The sequence below is a fragment of the Nocardia jiangxiensis NBRC 101359 genome, from assembly GCF_000308615.1.
GTDB lineage: Bacteria > Actinomycetota > Actinomycetes > Mycobacteriales > Mycobacteriaceae > Nocardia > Nocardia jiangxiensis.
Map to the genome: position 1 here is coordinate 1 of NZ_BAGB01000149.1, position 15,259 is coordinate 15,259.

The following is a 15,259-nucleotide window of genomic DNA, read 5'->3' on the forward strand; positions in this document are numbered from 1 at the left end:
TCGTTGCGACTGTTGGAGAACCGCACCTTCCCGGGTGGAGTGGTCCTGCTGCGCTATGAGGCGAAACACGACTGACACAGCCAGGCACGCCCTGCGGACGCACTACGCGGTACACGACTCGAGCGGCACCCCGCTACTGCGCGACGGTCTGTTCGACATCCACCAGCAGTTCGGCGAACTGCTACCCAGCGAAACTCGCAGAACGACCGATCGACCTGCCAACACCGAGGAGGCAGGACTGTAAGAAGACGGTGTAACTCTGAATTGAGATGCACCACCATGGCTGATGTGATGGACAACGAGGACGGGAACGATTCGGCGGCAGCGGGTTTCGACGATCGGCAACTGCGGGCACTGGTAGCGCAGGCTCGTGCCGACGGTTTGCAGCTGACCGGTGAGGGCGGGCTGTTGGGCAAGCTGACCAAGCTGGTGGTCGAGTCCGCGCTCGAGGGTGAGATGGACGACCACCTCGGCTACGTGAAGAATGATCCGGCCGAAGGTCGCCGCCCACCTCACCGCGGACGGCATGTCCATCATCCAGGCCGAGCAGCACGCCCACGCGATCACCAACAGTGCGGGCGCGGCAATCGAGGGGTACGCGGCCCAGCCGCAGACCGTCCCGATCGCTCAGGCCGGCCGTGCCGCGATGACCAACGGCATCGAGTTGGGCGGTTATCTCGCTGCGGGATTCATCCTGCTGGGTTTGATCGCCACCGCCCTGATCCCGAAAACGGCGGCGCGCGAAGATGATCCGAGCCGCGCGCCTGGGACGCACGTCTGATCACGCCGATCCCCGGATCGGCCATCGGGCGAGCCGGGGTCATATCGTTGCCGGCAGGCTGTCGCGGGGTTTGAAATGGCAGGTCGGTCACTGTGAAGTCCGCTGGTCCTGAACCGCTTATCGGTCATGGTTGCCCATGTTTTGTGGTATTTGGGGCACATACAGGGGCGGCCGTTTGACCTGGACATTTCCGATCCTCTCGGTTACAAGGAAGGGATCGAAGTACCGAAAACATTAGCTGAACTGCGGAAACCCGCGAGCCCGGTCAAGTACATGGTCCGGCGGCCGAACATATCTGCCAGCCGCCCGAAGGTGATCATCAGCATGGTTGTGGTCATCACGCTGATGAGCAGTATCCAGTTACCGGCGGCGCTGCTGGCATCGAAGTGGCGGACGACGGTGGGAATGGCCACGTTCAGTGCGCTGACGGAGTTGCTGGAGAAGAAACTGGCAAAGCCGACCACCGACAGCGTGCGCCACGCATGCCGCATGCGTTTGCGATCGGAATCGTAGGCGGAGCCTGCGCCGCCGCGCGGTCAGCCGGACTTCGATCGCGGTGTGGGCATCGGTGACGACGGGTCCGTGCCCGGGTTCAATGCGGGCCCGTAGAAGACCCGGGTGAGCCCCGGTCCTCGGCGGGGGCTGCTGTCTCGACGTGATCGTCCGGTTGAGGCACCCCGCTGAGCCGGAGAGCGTGAGCTTTCGTCTCTGGTTACGGGCGGGCTTCGGGAGAGCGCTTGTAGGGTGCCAGCGCCAGTTTCTGGAAGTGCTGGACGGTGATGCCTTCGAATTCCGGATTCACGGCGATGGCGAGTCCGATGCCGACAGTGGGCTCGGGCTCGAGTGGTCGGAAGACGACGCCGTCGCCTGTGCGTTTCGCGGTGGTGCTCGGGACGAGGGCCACACCGAGCCCACTTTCTACCAGAAAGACAACGGTCTGGACCTGTAGTGCTTCCTGGACTACCCGTGGGGTGAGACCGGCTTCTTGGAACAGCGTGGCACTGGCGGCGTGCAGGCCGGGCATGGCGTCGGCTGTGTAGTCGATGAGTGGCTCGGCGGCGACCTCGGCGAGGCTGAGGCGGGGGCGGCCGGCCAGTCGATGACGCGCGGGTATGGCCACGACGAAGCGGTCGTGTTCCACGGTTTGGTAACGAATGGTGCTGTGTCGGCCGAGTGGCACACGGACAATGGCCACGTCGATCGCACCGCGTTCGAGTGCGTCGACCAGACGTGTGTTGTTGTCCTCCGTGAACCGCAGAACCACTCCGGGATAGTCGCGCCGGAGGCGGGGGAGCAGGCGTGGCAGCAGTGTGTTCTTGGCCGAACCGACGAAGCCGATGTGGAGCGAGCCGGTTGCCCCCGTGGCGGTCGAACGTGCGATCCGCATCGTCTCCTCGGCATGGAAGAGGGCCGAGCGGGCGCTCGCGAGAGCTGCCTCACCGGCGCGCGTGAGGTGGACGGTGTGCCGGTCGCGGGTGAACAAGGGGGCGCCGATTTCGTCCTCGAGCTTGCGCAGCGATACCGACAGTGGTGGCTGAGTCATGTGCAGGTGCCGTGCGGCGGTTCTGAAGTTCAGTGTCTCGGCCACCGTGACGAACTGCCTGAGCTGTCGTAATTCCACGTGCTGATACCTCCTGCGAATCACGTGATCGGTTCGATCGCATCTATCTTGTATCACTCGTCGCAGTTGGGCACTGTCTGTGGCAACGGACACGAACGAGGTAACGGAGTGCTGATGTCATTGCTGCACGAGCCAGCCGACCCGGCCGTCCCGCGCTCGCCACTCGACCGCGCGTTCCGGCCGCAGTCGGTGGCGATCCTGGGAGCGTCGGACGACCCGACCCGGATCTCCGGCCGAGCTCTGCACTATCTGCTTCGGGCGGGGTTCTCCGGCGGGATCTTCCCCGTGAACAACAAGCGCGACACTGTCCAGGGGATCAACGCCTACCGCAGCCTGGCCGACGTGCCCGGAACTCCCGACGTCGCGTTGATCGCCTTGCCGTCGCGGTTACTTGCCGCCGCGTTACGGGAGTGCGTGGCGAAAGGTGTTGCGGCCGCGGTGATCTACGCCGCCGGATTCGCGGAGACCGGCGAATCCGGGGCGGGGTTGCAGGACGAGCTCGTCGAGATCGCGCGAGCAGGCGGGCTGCGGTTGTTCGGCCCCAACTGCCTTGGCTTGATGAATTCGGCGAGCGGCTTCGTCGGCACCTTCTCCAGTGCTTTCGACGCCGGCACCCCGAAGGGCGGGGGAGTGGCGATCGCCAGTCAGAGCGGTGCGTACGGCGGCCATCTGGCCTATCTCTGCCGCGAGCGCGGCCTGGATGTCGGCTACTGGGTGTCCACCGGGAACGAGTCGGATGTGGACGTGGCCACCTGCATCGACTGGCTGGCACGGCAGGACGAGGTCACCGTGATCATGGCGTATCTGGAGGGGGCCACAGACGGCGATCGGTTGCGGGCCGCCCTCGCGACCGCGCGAGCGCACCGCAAACCGGTGGTGATCACGAAGGTCGGTAAGTCGGCGGCAGGGGCGGTGGCCGCGGCGTCGCACACGGCCAGCCTCGCGGGCGCCGATGGGGTGTACGACGCGGTGTTCGCGGAGTTCGGCGCCTACCGGGCCCGGACGACACAGGAACTGGTCGATATCGCCTACGCCTGTGACCGCGGGGTGTTTCCTCGTGGACGACGGCTGGGCATTGTGACCGTGTCCGGTGGATTCGGAGTCGAATTGTGCGACGCCGCAGAGCGATACGGCCTGGACGTCGCGGGGCTACCCGAGGCGGCCAGGGCTCGATTGCGTGAGCTCAACCCGATGGGGAGCGACGACAATCCCTGCGACACCACCGCGAACTGGCTCAACGACCCCAGCCTGATCACCAAGACGTTCCAGATCATGTACGGCGGAGGCGATTACGACAGCGTGATCGGCTCCTTCACCATCCTGCCCGACTCGCCGACATTCGGCGCCGGCATCCGGGACGCCATCCGGGCGGGCACCGAGGGCTACCTCGATCGTCCCACGGCGTTGTGCATGCAGGCCCGGCCGGACGTCGTGCGCGCCTACGAGGAGGCCGGGTTCTTGGTCTTCGGCGACTCCGATCGTGCGGCGCACGCGCTGGCAGCGTTGGCCCGGATCGCGGAATCTTTCGCCGCGTCACCGCACGAAGCTCTCGATCCGGGGACTCCGACGGAGGCGAATCTGTCGGGCCTGTCCGAGGCCGACGCACAGGAGGTCCTGGCCGAGGTCGGGGTGCCATTCTTGCCGTCGCGGCTGGTGCACGACCGCGAATCCGCGGACGCGGCAGCGCGTGAGTTCGCTGTCGCGCTGGCGGCGAAGATCGTCTCTCCTGATCTGGCACACAAGACCGATGTCGGCGGTGTCGAACTCGATGTCACAGATGCCGCGGCGGCGTTCGATTCGATCACCACCCGTGTGGCGGCGGCTCGGCCCGATGCCCGGATCGACGGGGTGCTGCTGACGCCGATGGCGCCGTCCGGCGTGGAGCTCATCGTGGGCACGAGCACGGATGCGGTGTTCGGTCCGGTGACCATGGTGGGTCTCGGCGGTGTCGCCGCCGAGTTGCACCGTGACGTCGTGCTGCGGGTAGGGGCGGTCACGGTCGAGGCCGCGCGGGAGATGGTGCTCGGACTGCGCAGCGCAGCGCTGCTCACCGGACATCGGGGAGCTCCGGCCGCGGATCTCGACGCGCTCGCCCGTCTCATCAGCACGGTGTCGCGTTTCGCTGTGGCGAACCGCGACCGGGTCGCCAGTGTCGAGCTGAATCCGGTGCTGGCCTGCCCCGACCGAACCCTCGCGCTGGACGCCCTCATCATCACCCACAGCCAGAAAGGAACCACATGGATCTCGGATTGACCGGCAAGGTAGCCATCGTCACCGGCTCCGCCCGCGGCATCGGGCGAGCCACGGCCCGGCGGCTCGGCGAAGAGGGGACATCGGTCGTCATTACCGATGTCGATGCCGCAGCCGCCGCGGCCGCGGCCGGGGAACTGACGGACGCAGGGCTCACCGCGATCGCGGTAGCCGCCGATGTCACGGTCCGCGCCGATGTCGAACACCTCGTCGCCACCGCGATCGATCGCTTCGGCGGTGTCCACGTGCTGGTCAACAACGCGGGTTTCCCGCGCGACGGCGTACTCACCAAGATGACCGACGACGACTGGGACGCCGTGGTGAACGTGGTGCTGAAAGGTGCGTTCCTGACCACCCGTGCGGTGATGCCGCACTTCCTCGAGCAACGCTGGGGACGCGTGGTCAATATTTCCTCGCGCGCCCATTTCGGCAACCCCGGCCAGGCCAACTACTCGGCGGCCAAAGCCGGTGTGCTCGGACTGACCCGCGCCCTTGCACAGGAAGAAGGGCGCTTCGGGATCACCGTCAATGCTGTCGCGCCCGGCTTCGTCGAGACCGACGCCGTGCGCTCGCTCGGACACTTCGACAAGATCCGCGAACGCGCCATCGCCGCAACACCGTTGCGGCGCACCGGGAGCCCCGAGGACATCGCCGACGCGGTGGTCTTCTTGGCCTCCGAGCGTGCCTCATTCGTCACGGGCGAGACCTTGCACGTGACCGGCGGCCGTTTCGGCTGACCGTTTCCCCCGATCCCTCGACCGAGTCAGGAGTGGATGACGATGGCGTTGTCCCGTGCTGCCACCACCGGAGCCGACGAGCGACTGTCGGTGCTCGCCCGGCGGGTTCTCATTTTCGTTTTTGTGGCGTGGGCTGTCGACGCCGCCGACAGCACGGTCTATTCCTTGACCCTGCCCGCTCTGCGCACCGAGTTCGATCTGTCGCTCGGTCTGATGGGAGCGATCGGCTCGCTGTTCCTCGCCGGGTCGGTGCTCGGCTCGCTGTTGATGCCGATGCTGGCCGACCGACGGGGGAGACGGACCGGCATGGTGGCCTGCATCGGGTCCTTCTCGCTGTTCACGGGTTTGGTCGGGATGGCTCCAACCGGCGGGACGGTGGCCGCGGGACGTTTTCTCACCGGTGTCGGCGCAGGCGGGCAGTGGCCGATCGGCGCCGCGTATCTCAGTGAGCTGGTTCCGGCTCGCCGCAGGGGTTTCGCCATGGGACTCATGCAGGCCGGCTATCCGATCGGGTTCTTCCTCGCCGGCGGAATCGTCGCCGCGACCACGGCGTTGGGCCTGGGCTGGCGCGCGGCATTCCTCGTCCTCATCGTGCCGGCGGTGATGTGCGTGCCGATCATGACGATGCTGCGCGAGACGCCGACCTGGCTGGCTCAACGATCAGCGCGTGGCGGCAAGCAGGAACAGCGAACCGGCTTCGCCGTGCTGAAGATGCTGTTCTCCGCTGAGCACCGACGCACCACGGCGATCGCGACGGCACTGCACATCTTCGGCGCGGTGTTCTCCTTCGGCCTGGTCACCTGGGTGCCCAGCGCCATCACGCTCGACTTCGGGCTCGGAGCCGGGCAGACTGCGGGGTTCGTCATGCTGTCGTGGGGAGTGGGTGCGGCTGGGTACATCGCTGCCGGGCCGCTGTCGGATCGCCTCGGGCGCCGTCCGACACTCGCGATCTATACCGCGATCGGGGTCGTCGCGGTGATTTATCTGAACGTGCTGCACCATCGTGGGAGCGTGTCCTTCGCAGAGCTGGTGCCGCCCGGAATCCTGATCGGGGTCAGCCTCGGCGTCGCGGCCATCTATATCGCCTACACCAGCGAGATCTACGCCGACTCGGTACGCACGGTAGGGCTCGGTTTCTCTGTCGCGGCGGGCAAGCTGGTCGCGGTGTTCGTTCCGGTCGGTCTCGGGGTGATCGCCGAAGCGACGTCGGTGACGACCTCGTTGCTCGTCTCGACGATCGTGGGGCTGCTCATGGTGCCGGTGATACTGCTCGGCCCCGAGACCGCAGGCCGTGAGCTGACCGATATTTCCGTCGAGGCGTGAGGAGCAGCAGATATGCGGATAGACAGCGTCCGGGTCACGCCGTTCGTGATCCCCTTGGTCCGGCCGGTGGTGTGGGCTACGGGATCGATGACAGTGGTCGACTGGCTTCTCGTCGAGGTGGTCGGCGAGGACGGCACGACCGGCATTGCCGAAGCGATCCCGCGTCCGATGATCTACGGGGAGACGCAGCGTTCGATCCACACCGCACTGACCGAGTATCTCGTGCCGCTCGTGGTGGGCGAGGATTCCTTCGCACTCGAACGGATTCACCGCCGGATGGCAGCGCTGGCGGGCAACTTCGCGGCGAAATCGGCACTCGATATCGCATTGCACGACCTGAACGGCAAGCTGACCGGTCTTCCGATACACGCTCTGCTCGGTGGGCCGGTGCGTACCGAGGTCGACTGCGCATGGATGATCGCCCTGGACGACCGCGACAGCATGCTGGCCGAACTGGAACAGAAGATCGGCGAAGGCTTCCGTGCCTTCAAGGTCAAAGGCGGGCTCGATCCCGAGGGTGACATCGCGCTGCTCACCGCGATGCGAGAACGATCGGGTTCCGATGTCCGGCTCTACCTCGACGCGAACTGCCGCTACGACCGCGACGCCGCACATCGGGTGATGCACGCTCTGCGCGATGTGCTCGATCAGATCGAGGAGCCGATCGACGCGGGGGACGACGAAGGCCGGGTGGAGCTTGCCCGCGCGGTGCCGACGGTGCCGTTGCTCGGCGACGAAACCGTCTTCACCGTCGCCGATGTCGCACGCCAGATCCGGCTCGGCGGGCTGCGCCGGATCAGCCTGAAGATGCCCCGCACCGGATACACGCTTTCGCGCCGGATCGTGCATCTGTCCGAGGCAGCCGGGCTGCGCCTACAGGTCAGTACGCAGTCCGAGACGACGCTGGGGACCGCAGGGTGTCTGCACCTGGCCGCGTCCTTTCATGCCGTCGGCCTTCCCTGTGAGCTGACCTTCTACCGCGATGTCGCGGATGGTCTGCTCACCGCCGAGCCCACGGTCCGAGCCGGCCGGATGGCCGTCCCGACGGGGCCAGGTCTCGGCGTGCAACTCGACCCCGACAAGGTCGCGAAATACGCAGTGCCGCTATGACCGGCATGCCTGGATCGAGGAGACGATGATGTCCCTTCCACAAGAGCACACCCGCGCCGCGCACCCCGTGCGAACTCCCCGGCGCACCAGAGTCCGGTTCGGCATCATCGCCCTGGTCTTCATCGTCTCGACCCTCAACAACGCCGATCGCGCCATTCTGTCGATCACGGGCACCGAGATCCAAGGCGAGCTCGGGATCAGCCCCGTGACGCTGGGTTACCTGTTCTCCGCGTTCGCCTGGGCCTACATGCTGTCGCAGTTGCCCGGCGGCTGGATCGTCGACCGGTTCGGTGCCAGGCGTACCTACGCGGGCAGCATTTTCCTGTGGTCGATCATGACGCTGTTACAAGGTGTGGTCCCGTTGTTCGGGATCGGTTCGGCGGTGGTCGCGCTGTTCGTGTTGCGACTGGCGGTCGGACTGGCGGAGGGGCCCGCCTACCCGACGAACGCCCGAGTGGTCGCGACCTGGTTTCCCGCGCCGGAACGGGCTACGGCTTCGTCGATCTTCAACGCATCCCAGTATGCGGCACCGGTCGTGTTCACGCCGTTCATGGCGTGGTTGACACACGCCTACGGCTGGACCTCCGCGTATTTCGTCATGGGTGCGCTCGGTGTCCTGCTGAGCCTGGCATGGTTCAAGATCTACGCTCCACCCCGCGAGCACCCCGCGGCGAACGCCGCCGAGGTCGCGCATATCGCGGAAGGCGGTGGACTGGTCGACATCGACCAAAGCAGACGCACCGCTTCCGGGGATGGGCTGACCACGTGGGCCTGTGTGAAGGTCTTGCTGACCAGCCGCCTGATGATCGGCGTCTACGTAGGGCAGTTCTTCATCACCACACTGGTCTATTTCTTCCTCACCTGGTTCCCGATCTTCCTGGTGCAGGAACTCGGAATGTCGCTGCTGAAAGCAGGATTCACCGCGTCGATGCCTGCGGTATTCGGTTGCGTCGGCGGCGTCCTGGGCGGTGTCGTGTCCGATCGGCTGCTCAAACGAGGGTTGTCTGTGACCGTAGCGCGCAAGGTGCCCATCATCGTCGGCTTACTGCTGTCCACCAGCATTGTCTTCTGCGCGGGAGCGTCGTCGCAGACGCTGGTCATCGTCCTGATGGCGTTGGCGTTCTTCGGCAAAGGTATCGGCAGCCTCGGCTGGACAGTGGTGTCGGACACCTCGCCGAAGGAAGCCGCAGGCATCGCGGGCGGTCTGTTCAACACGTTCGCCAACCTGGCCGGCATCACCACTCCGATCATCATCGGCTACCTGGTGAAGGCCACTGGTTCGTTCGACGCCGCCCTCGTCTTCGTCGGTCTCAGTGGCCTCGGCGCAGTGCTTGCCTTCTTGGCCGCGGGGCCCATCCACCGAATCACTCTCACGCCAGGAACGGAGAACACGTGAACCCGCTCGGATGCGAAGTCGTGGACGGCGTCGCCGTCCTGACCATCGACAACCCTCCGGTCAATGCGGTGACCGTCGCATTGGCCCGTGCGCTCGGCGACGCCGCGGCGGAACTGGATACTCGTGACGACGTCGGCGTTGTCATCGTGACCGGTGGTGGTACACGTGCGTTCAGCGCGGGGTCCGACATCGCCGAATTCTCCGGCATGCTCGGGCCAGGGGAGGCCGTCGAACGCAAGCTGCGTCCTCAGATGATCGCCTTCGCCGCCTTGGCCGACATGCGCACGCCCACCATCGCTGCGCTGAACGGAATCTGCCTCGGCGGCGGACTCGAGATCGCGGCCTGTTGCGACCTGATCGTGGCCGAGGAACAGGTGCTGCTCGGCTCGCCCGAGATAAAGCTGGGCGTATTCCCCAGCAGCGGAGGCACTTTCCGGGTCGCACGACGGATCGGGCATGGCCGTGCGAAGGAGATGCAGCTCTTGGGCGAACCGGTCACCGCCGAAACGGCTTTGCAGTGGGGGTTGATCAACCGGATCGCTCCTCGAGGCCAGGGAATGCGTGTGGCCCGTGATCTGGCGGCGGTGCTGATGGCCAGGCCGCCTCGCGCGCTCGGGCTGTGCAAATCGGTGATCGATGCGACCCATGATCTGGACGAGGCAGCGCTCACCGAGCGATCGCTCGACGCGAGCGAGCAAGCCTTCACCTCGGCCGAGTGTGCGGAAGGCGTTCGTGCCTTCTTCGCCAAACAAGCACCGGACTTTCGGGCTACGAATGCAGGAGCGAGTTCATGACCATCCGACGAGCAGCGATCGTCGCACCCGTCCGCACTCCGATCGGCGCGTTCGGCGGTGCGCTACGCCCGGTTCCGGTCGAGGATCTGGGGGCCGCTGCCGCCACGGAGGTGCTGCGAAGGGCCGGTCTCGACCCGGCCGCCATCGAGGACGTCGTCTTCGCGCAGTCCTACGCCAACAGCGAGACCCCGTGTGTCGGCCGGTGGATCGCTCTGCGTGCCGGTTTCCCGATCTCGGTCGCGGGGATGCAGTTGGACCGGCGCTGCGGCGGGGGACTCCAGTCCATCGCCACCGCGGCGATGATGGTGCAGTCCGGTGCCGCCGATGTGGTGCTCGCGGGCGGGGTCGAATCCATGAGCAACGTCGAATTCTATTCCACGGATATGCGGTGGGGCGCGCGCAGCGGGTCGAGGACATTGCACGACCGGCTCGACCGTGGACGTGAACGCGCCCAGCCCGAGGACCGATTCGGCTACATCTCGGGCATGGTCGAAACCGCCGAGAATCTGGCACGTCGGTACCGGATCACGCGAGAAGAGGCGGACGCGTACGCCTTGCGCAGTCAGCACCGGGCTGCCGCCGCTTGGCAGTCCGGCGTGTTCACCGAAGAGGTTGTCCCCGTCACGGTGCCGCAACGCCGAGGGGAGCCGATCATCGTCGATCACGACGAGGGCGTGCGCGGGTCGTCGACCGCCGAAGGGCTCGCGAAGCTCAAACCCGTTGTGGCAGGCGGTGTTGTCACCGCGGGTAACGCCTGCCAGCAGAATGACGCCGCGGCGGCGTGCCTCGTGGTCGCCGAGGATGAACTCGACACGTTCGGTCTGGAACCGATCGGATTCCTGCGCGGCTGGGCCGCCGCCGGGTGCGAACCCGCCGAGATGGGGATCGGGCCGGTGCCCGCAGTGGCCAAACTCCTCGGCCGACTCGGGATGACGCTCGAGGACATGGATCTGATCGAGATCAACGAGGCGTTCGCCTGCCAGGTCCTCGCGGTACTCGCCGCTTGGGACGTCGGTGACGACGAAATCGGTGACCGGCTCAATGTGCACGGGTCGGGCATCTCGCTCGGACATCCCGTCGGCGCGACCGGCGTCCGGATCATGACCACGCTGCTGCACGAGATGCGCCGCCGCGGATCGCGTTACGGGCTGGAGACCATGTGCATCGGCGGCGGGCAGGGCATCGCGGCCGTGTTCGAACGCGACTGACGCGACCGACGAGCTCACCGAGACCGACAGAGAGAGGCCGACTTTCGTGACATCCAGCTCAGGCAGTGGACTCGGCGCACCGATTCCGGACCCTCCGGCCGAGGATCCGATCACTCTCGGCGGCGAGCCCCTGGCGGGAATGCGGATCGTCGAAGTATCCGGGTACGTCGCGGCGCCCCTGTGCGGCATGACACTTGCCCAACTCGGAGCTGAGGTGATCCGCGTCGAACCGATCGGCGGAGCGCCCGACCGGACCAGGTTCCCGCTCGCGGCGACCGGCATCAGCCTGTACTGGACCGGGCTGAACAAAGGTAAACGCTCGATCGAGGTCGACCTGTCCACCGCGGCGGGCCGTCAACTGGTCACCGACTTGGTAGCCGAGTACGGAATTCTGCTGACCAACTCCGAGCGGCACCTGCGTTTCGACGACCTGCGCGCGCGTCGCCCGGACGTCATTCACGCCGTGCTCACTGGAACGCGCGGCGGCGCTGCGGCGGTCGACTACACCGTGAATGCGGCGACCGGATTCCCGACGGCTACCGGACCGGAATCCGACACCGCGCCCGTCAACCATCTCCTCCCGGCGTGGGACGTCGCCGCGGGCCTGTACCTCGCCGTCGGACTACTGGCCGCCGAGCGTCGTCGAGGGCTCACCGGCGAGGCTCAGCAGGTGCGAATCGCACTCGAGGACGTCGCTCTCGCGACCGCGGGCAACCTGGGCTACCTCGCCGAGGCACAGCTCAGTGCCGTTCCCCGCGAACGATCCGGCAACTACGTGTACGGGACATTCGGACGCGACTTCGCCACCGCCGACGGCAGCAGAGTCATGGTCGTCGCCCTGACCCTCGCGCAGTGGCGCGACCTGGTGCGCGTGACCGGTACAAGCGAGGTTCTGCTCGCGCTGGCGGATTCCCTGGGCGCCGATTTCGATGCCGAAGCGGATCGCTACCGGCATCGGCGCGTACTCGCGGCGCTGCTGGCCGAATGGTTCGAGGCACGACCGCTCGCCGAGGTGGCGGCGGAGCTGGGGGGAACCAGGGTGCTGTGGTCGGTATATCGGAGCTTCCGTGACTTGGCCGCCGAGGAGGCTCGCCTCCTGCGCGAAAGTCCCATGATGGGGCAGCTCGAGCAGCCGGGCGTCGGAAACTATCTCGCGCCGGGGTCACCGCTGGTCATCGGCGGCAGGCAAGCACCTCCCGAACCCGCACCCACGGTGGGGCAGCACACCGCGGAGGTGCTGCGCACAGATCTCCGATTGTTGGGAGCGGACGTGCAAAAGCTCAGGGACGAGGCCGTCATCGGGCCTCGCCCAGAATCTGAACCAGAACGGATGGTCGAGTGATTCGCACATTTGCGTCAGTGGACGAGGTCGAGGCGGCGCTCGGCGACGAACTCGGCCCGTCCGAGGCTCTCGTACTCACTCAGGACCGTATCGATGCTTTCGCGGCGGCGACCGGCGACGACCAATGGATCCATGTGGATCGCGAGCGCGCCGCCGAGGGGCCGTTCGGCACGACCATCGCGCACGGGTACCTCACCCTGTCTCTCATCCCGTATTTCGGCAAGCAGTTGTTCCGACTGGAATTCGGCAGTGCCCGTATCAACTACGGACTCGACAAGGTTCGCTTTCCCGCACCCGTGCCGGTCGGTTCGCCGCTGCGCGCCAAGGTGACCTTCGTCGACCTGCGGAAGAAGCCTGCCGGCGCGGCGCTCACCGCTCGATACGTCCTCGAGGTCGAGGGTGCGCCGAAACCGGCATGTATTGCCGAGTCCGTGATCCTGCTGTCGTGAGAGAGATTGCTGTACCGACATGAGCCTGCTGGAACAATGCCTGGCCGATTGGCATCCGTCACCTCTGACCCAGAGGTGACGTCATCGCAGCCGGTCCGGTTGCCGCGCTGTCGCCGTGCTCGGCCAGCCGACGGCCGCCGTCGACGGTGACGCGCTGCCACCGCTGTGGCACTGGCTGCATTTCCTGGACTGGCCCCCGGAATCCGCGCTGGCCACGGATGGGCATCCTAGCGCCGGCCATTTCCTGCCGCCCATCCCGGACCGTCGCCGCATGTTCGCGGGCGGCCGGCCGCGCATTCGGCAACCGCTGACCGTCGGACAACGAGCCGAGCGCGTCTCGCCCCTGGCGCACTCGGAAGTCAAACACGGGCGATCGGGTGAGCTGGCATTCGTCACAGTGCGCAGCGACTTCCGTCAACACGGGGAAACCTGGGTGGTCGAGGAACTGGACTGTGTGTACCGCTCGGGTGACGGGACCCCTCGCTCAGTGTCCGCCTCGGCATCGTCGGCACCGCGGTCGGCGGCCACCTGGCAGCTCACGCCGCACATCTCCGCAACGACGCTCTTCCGCTTCAGCGCACTCACAGCCAATGCCCACCGCATTCACTACGACGCCCCCTACGCCCGCGAGACGGAGGGGTATCCGGGCCTGGTCGTGCACGGCCCGCTGCTCGCGGTGTTGATGCTGGAATTGGTGCGCCGCAACGACTCACGTCCGGTAGCGGAGGCTTCCTTCCGTCTTCGCCGACGACCTCGACATGGTCACCGAATACGGCTGCGCGGTCATGGTCCCGAAGGTGGAAGATCGCGACACCCTGAACGACCTCGCGCTCCCCGTAACGATCCCGCTGGTGGAGACCCCCACCGGGGTGCTGAACGCCGCGGAGATCTATTGAAGTCCGAATCGAGTGTGCGCGTTCTGCCGTCGGCATTCGCCTGCAGTTGTCAAGTCGCGTGTGCGTGAGAGGACTGGAACCCCTCAGTGCGGCAGATGTGCCTGAACCATGTGTTCGACGACATCTGATACCCGCTGCTGGCCCAATCGGCGATGGACCGGCTGCAATCAGCGGCCTACGAGCTCGTCGTCGAGGGCGAGTCCTACCGACAACGCCAGAAGCCGCGCCGCGGCAAACCCGCCGACCCGACTCACTCGGATTGACCAACGGCCCGATCATCAGCCACGATCAGCACACGGCCCGCGATCGGACGCACCCCGGCTGCCCTTGGTTCGAAATTCCATGTATCGCAACAGGAATCATCGACCAAGGGCTGCCCGCAAGATCATCCGGGGTTGACGCTGCAACCGGCCAGGATAAATCTCGAGCTCGGATTGACAGCCCCGATTCGGCCACCATTCCCGCTCCATCGACCTCTCGTGGTCACGTGCCGTCGACGCCCTGGACGCCCTGCTGCGCAATTGGCACGTCGGCACCCGCTGTTCTTCGAGATTGCTGATTTGCCGGGGGTGGTTTCAGGACCAGGTGATCTCGCCGTGGCGGGAGACGAATCGTCCGGTGCCGGCCCCGGGGCCCTCGGTGGCGAGTGCCACGATGGCGTCGGTGCCTTCGGTGAGGGTTTGGGTTCCGGTGTGACCGTTTATGTCGGTGGCGGTGTAGCCGGGGTCGGCGGCGTTGATACGGATGCCGTCGAGTCCTTTGGCGTACTGGGTGGTCAGCATCGTCAGTGCTGCTTTCGAGCAGGCGTACAGCGGCGCGATGACCTGTGACTCGGAGCGGTGGGGGTCGTGGGTGATGGCGAGGGAGCCCATGCCGCTGCTGACATTGATGATGACGGGATCGTCGGAGCGGCGTAGCAGTGGCAGGAATGCGGTGGTGGTACGGATCACACCGAGGAGGTTGACGTCGAGGACGGCGAGGGCGTCCCCAGCGGTGAGATGGCTGGGATCTCCGAAGGGACCTTGCACACCGGCGTTGTTGATCAGGACGTCGATTCTGCCCTCGTGCTCGGCAATGTTCGCCGCCGCAGCGGCTACCGAGATGCCGTCTGTCACGTCGATGGGGACATAGCGTGCGCCGAGTGTCGCGGCTGCGGATTCGCCCTGTTCGCGGTTGCGCGCTCCCAGGAGAACGGTGTGGCCGCAGGCGATCAGGCGGCGGGCGGTCTCGCCGCCGATGCCTCTATTGGCTCCGGTGATAAGGGTGATGGTCATGGGTTCGATGGTTGCCTCGCCGGGGGAGTCGGGCCAGGGACGCTTCGACGGTAGGAAGACCGATACCACCCTCGCGGC

The 15,259-nt window shown here is 66.3% G+C and carries 14 protein-coding genes and 4 pseudogenes; 15 read left to right on the forward strand and 3 right to left on the reverse strand.

The window, feature by feature from the left end; translation table 11 throughout:
• From ON40_RS55010 to ON40_RS51390, 3 genes and pseudogenes are all read left to right on the forward strand, one after another.
• Window positions 1-75: pseudogene (locus ON40_RS55010) on the forward strand (dihydrofolate reductase family protein); the annotation flags it as partial.
• Between the two features lie 204 nt (window positions 76-279).
• Window positions 280-495: pseudogene (locus tag ON40_RS56555) on the forward strand (IS256 family transposase); the annotation flags it as partial.
• A complete protein-coding gene (locus ON40_RS51390; RefSeq protein ID WP_040829721.1) occupies window positions 485-781 on the forward strand; it encodes a hypothetical protein in 297 nt (98 codons plus the stop codon). The pseudogene ON40_RS56555 and the gene ON40_RS51390, both read left to right, overlap by 11 nt.
• Window positions 782-984: 203 nt before the next feature.
• Here ON40_RS51390 and ON40_RS56305 read toward each other — a convergent pair whose 3' ends face one another.
• Both ON40_RS56305 and ON40_RS35645 read right to left on the reverse strand, forming a co-directional pair.
• On the reverse strand, window positions 985-1,272 hold the full coding sequence (locus ON40_RS56305) for an MFS transporter (RefSeq protein ID WP_040829722.1): 288 nt from the start codon (window positions 1,270-1,272) through the stop codon (window positions 985-987).
• A 221-nt stretch (window positions 1,273-1,493) separates the two neighbouring features.
• Window positions 1,494-2,402, reverse strand: coding sequence for a LysR substrate-binding domain-containing protein (locus ON40_RS35645; protein WP_040829723.1), 909 nt, complete (start codon window positions 2,400-2,402; stop codon window positions 1,494-1,496).
• A 114-nt stretch (window positions 2,403-2,516) separates the two neighbouring features.
• Here ON40_RS35645 and ON40_RS35650 point away from each other — a divergent pair, with 114 nt between their 5' ends.
• From ON40_RS35650 to ON40_RS55825, 12 genes and pseudogenes are all read left to right on the forward strand, one after another.
• Window positions 2,517-4,655 carry an acetate--CoA ligase family protein gene (locus tag ON40_RS35650; RefSeq protein WP_040829739.1) on the forward strand — a complete coding sequence of 713 codons (2,139 nt, stop codon included), beginning with the start codon at window positions 2,517-2,519 and terminating at the stop codon, window positions 4,653-4,655.
• Window positions 4,640-5,389, forward strand: a complete 750-nt coding sequence (fabG, locus tag ON40_RS35655) for a 3-oxoacyl-ACP reductase FabG (RefSeq protein ID WP_040829724.1) — start codon at window positions 4,640-4,642, stop codon at window positions 5,387-5,389. Before ON40_RS35650 ends, fabG begins: the two co-directional genes overlap by 16 nt.
• Before the next feature lie 42 nt (window positions 5,390-5,431).
• Entirely contained in the window at window positions 5,432-6,712 is a 1,281-nt protein-coding gene (locus ON40_RS35660; protein WP_157186634.1) for an MFS transporter, read from the forward strand.
• A gap of 12 nt (window positions 6,713-6,724) precedes the next feature.
• Complete coding sequence (locus tag ON40_RS35665; protein WP_040829726.1) at window positions 6,725-7,822, forward strand: mandelate racemase/muconate lactonizing enzyme family protein; 1,098 nt, start codon at window positions 6,725-6,727, stop codon at window positions 7,820-7,822.
• Window positions 7,823-7,850: 28 nt separating this feature from the next.
• Window positions 7,851-9,218, forward strand: coding sequence for an MFS transporter (locus tag ON40_RS35670; RefSeq protein WP_040829741.1), 1,368 nt, complete (start codon window positions 7,851-7,853; stop codon window positions 9,216-9,218).
• Window positions 9,215-10,012 carry an enoyl-CoA hydratase/isomerase family protein gene (locus ON40_RS35675; protein WP_040829728.1) on the forward strand — a complete coding sequence of 266 codons (798 nt, stop codon included), beginning with the start codon at window positions 9,215-9,217 and terminating at the stop codon, window positions 10,010-10,012. The genes ON40_RS35670 and ON40_RS35675 overlap by 4 nt, the downstream gene beginning before the upstream one ends.
• A 2-nt stretch (window positions 10,013-10,014) precedes the next feature.
• Window positions 10,015-11,220 (forward strand): acetyl-CoA C-acetyltransferase, encoded by a 1,206-nt coding sequence (locus tag ON40_RS35680; protein WP_040829742.1) that lies wholly within the window; start codon window positions 10,015-10,017, stop codon window positions 11,218-11,220.
• A gap of 139 nt (window positions 11,221-11,359) precedes the next feature.
• On the forward strand, window positions 11,360-12,562 hold the full coding sequence (locus ON40_RS35685; RefSeq protein ID WP_051194079.1) for a CoA transferase: 1,203 nt from the start codon (window positions 11,360-11,362) through the stop codon (window positions 12,560-12,562).
• A complete protein-coding gene (locus ON40_RS35690; protein ID WP_040829745.1) occupies window positions 12,562-13,011 on the forward strand; it encodes a MaoC family dehydratase in 450 nt (149 codons plus the stop codon). Before ON40_RS35685 ends, ON40_RS35690 begins: the two co-directional genes overlap by 1 nt.
• Window positions 13,012-13,126: 115 nt before the next feature.
• A pseudogene (locus ON40_RS56585) lies at window positions 13,127-13,741 on the forward strand (HTD2 family dehydratase); the annotation flags it as partial.
• 28 nt (window positions 13,742-13,769) lie between these two features.
• Window positions 13,770-13,907 carry a hypothetical protein gene (locus ON40_RS52620; protein ID WP_157186635.1) on the forward strand — a complete coding sequence of 46 codons (138 nt, stop codon included), beginning with the start codon at window positions 13,770-13,772 and terminating at the stop codon, window positions 13,905-13,907.
• 131 nt (window positions 13,908-14,038) lie between these two features.
• Window positions 14,039-14,170 (forward strand): annotated as a pseudogene (locus ON40_RS55825) (ATP-binding protein); the annotation flags it as partial.
• A gap of 312 nt (window positions 14,171-14,482) precedes the next feature.
• Here ON40_RS55825 and ON40_RS35700 read toward each other — a convergent pair.
• Window positions 14,483-15,181 carry an SDR family NAD(P)-dependent oxidoreductase gene (locus ON40_RS35700; protein ID WP_040829730.1) on the reverse strand — a complete coding sequence of 233 codons (699 nt, stop codon included), beginning with the start codon at window positions 15,179-15,181 and terminating at the stop codon, window positions 14,483-14,485.
• Window positions 15,182-15,259 lie beyond the last annotated feature (78 nt).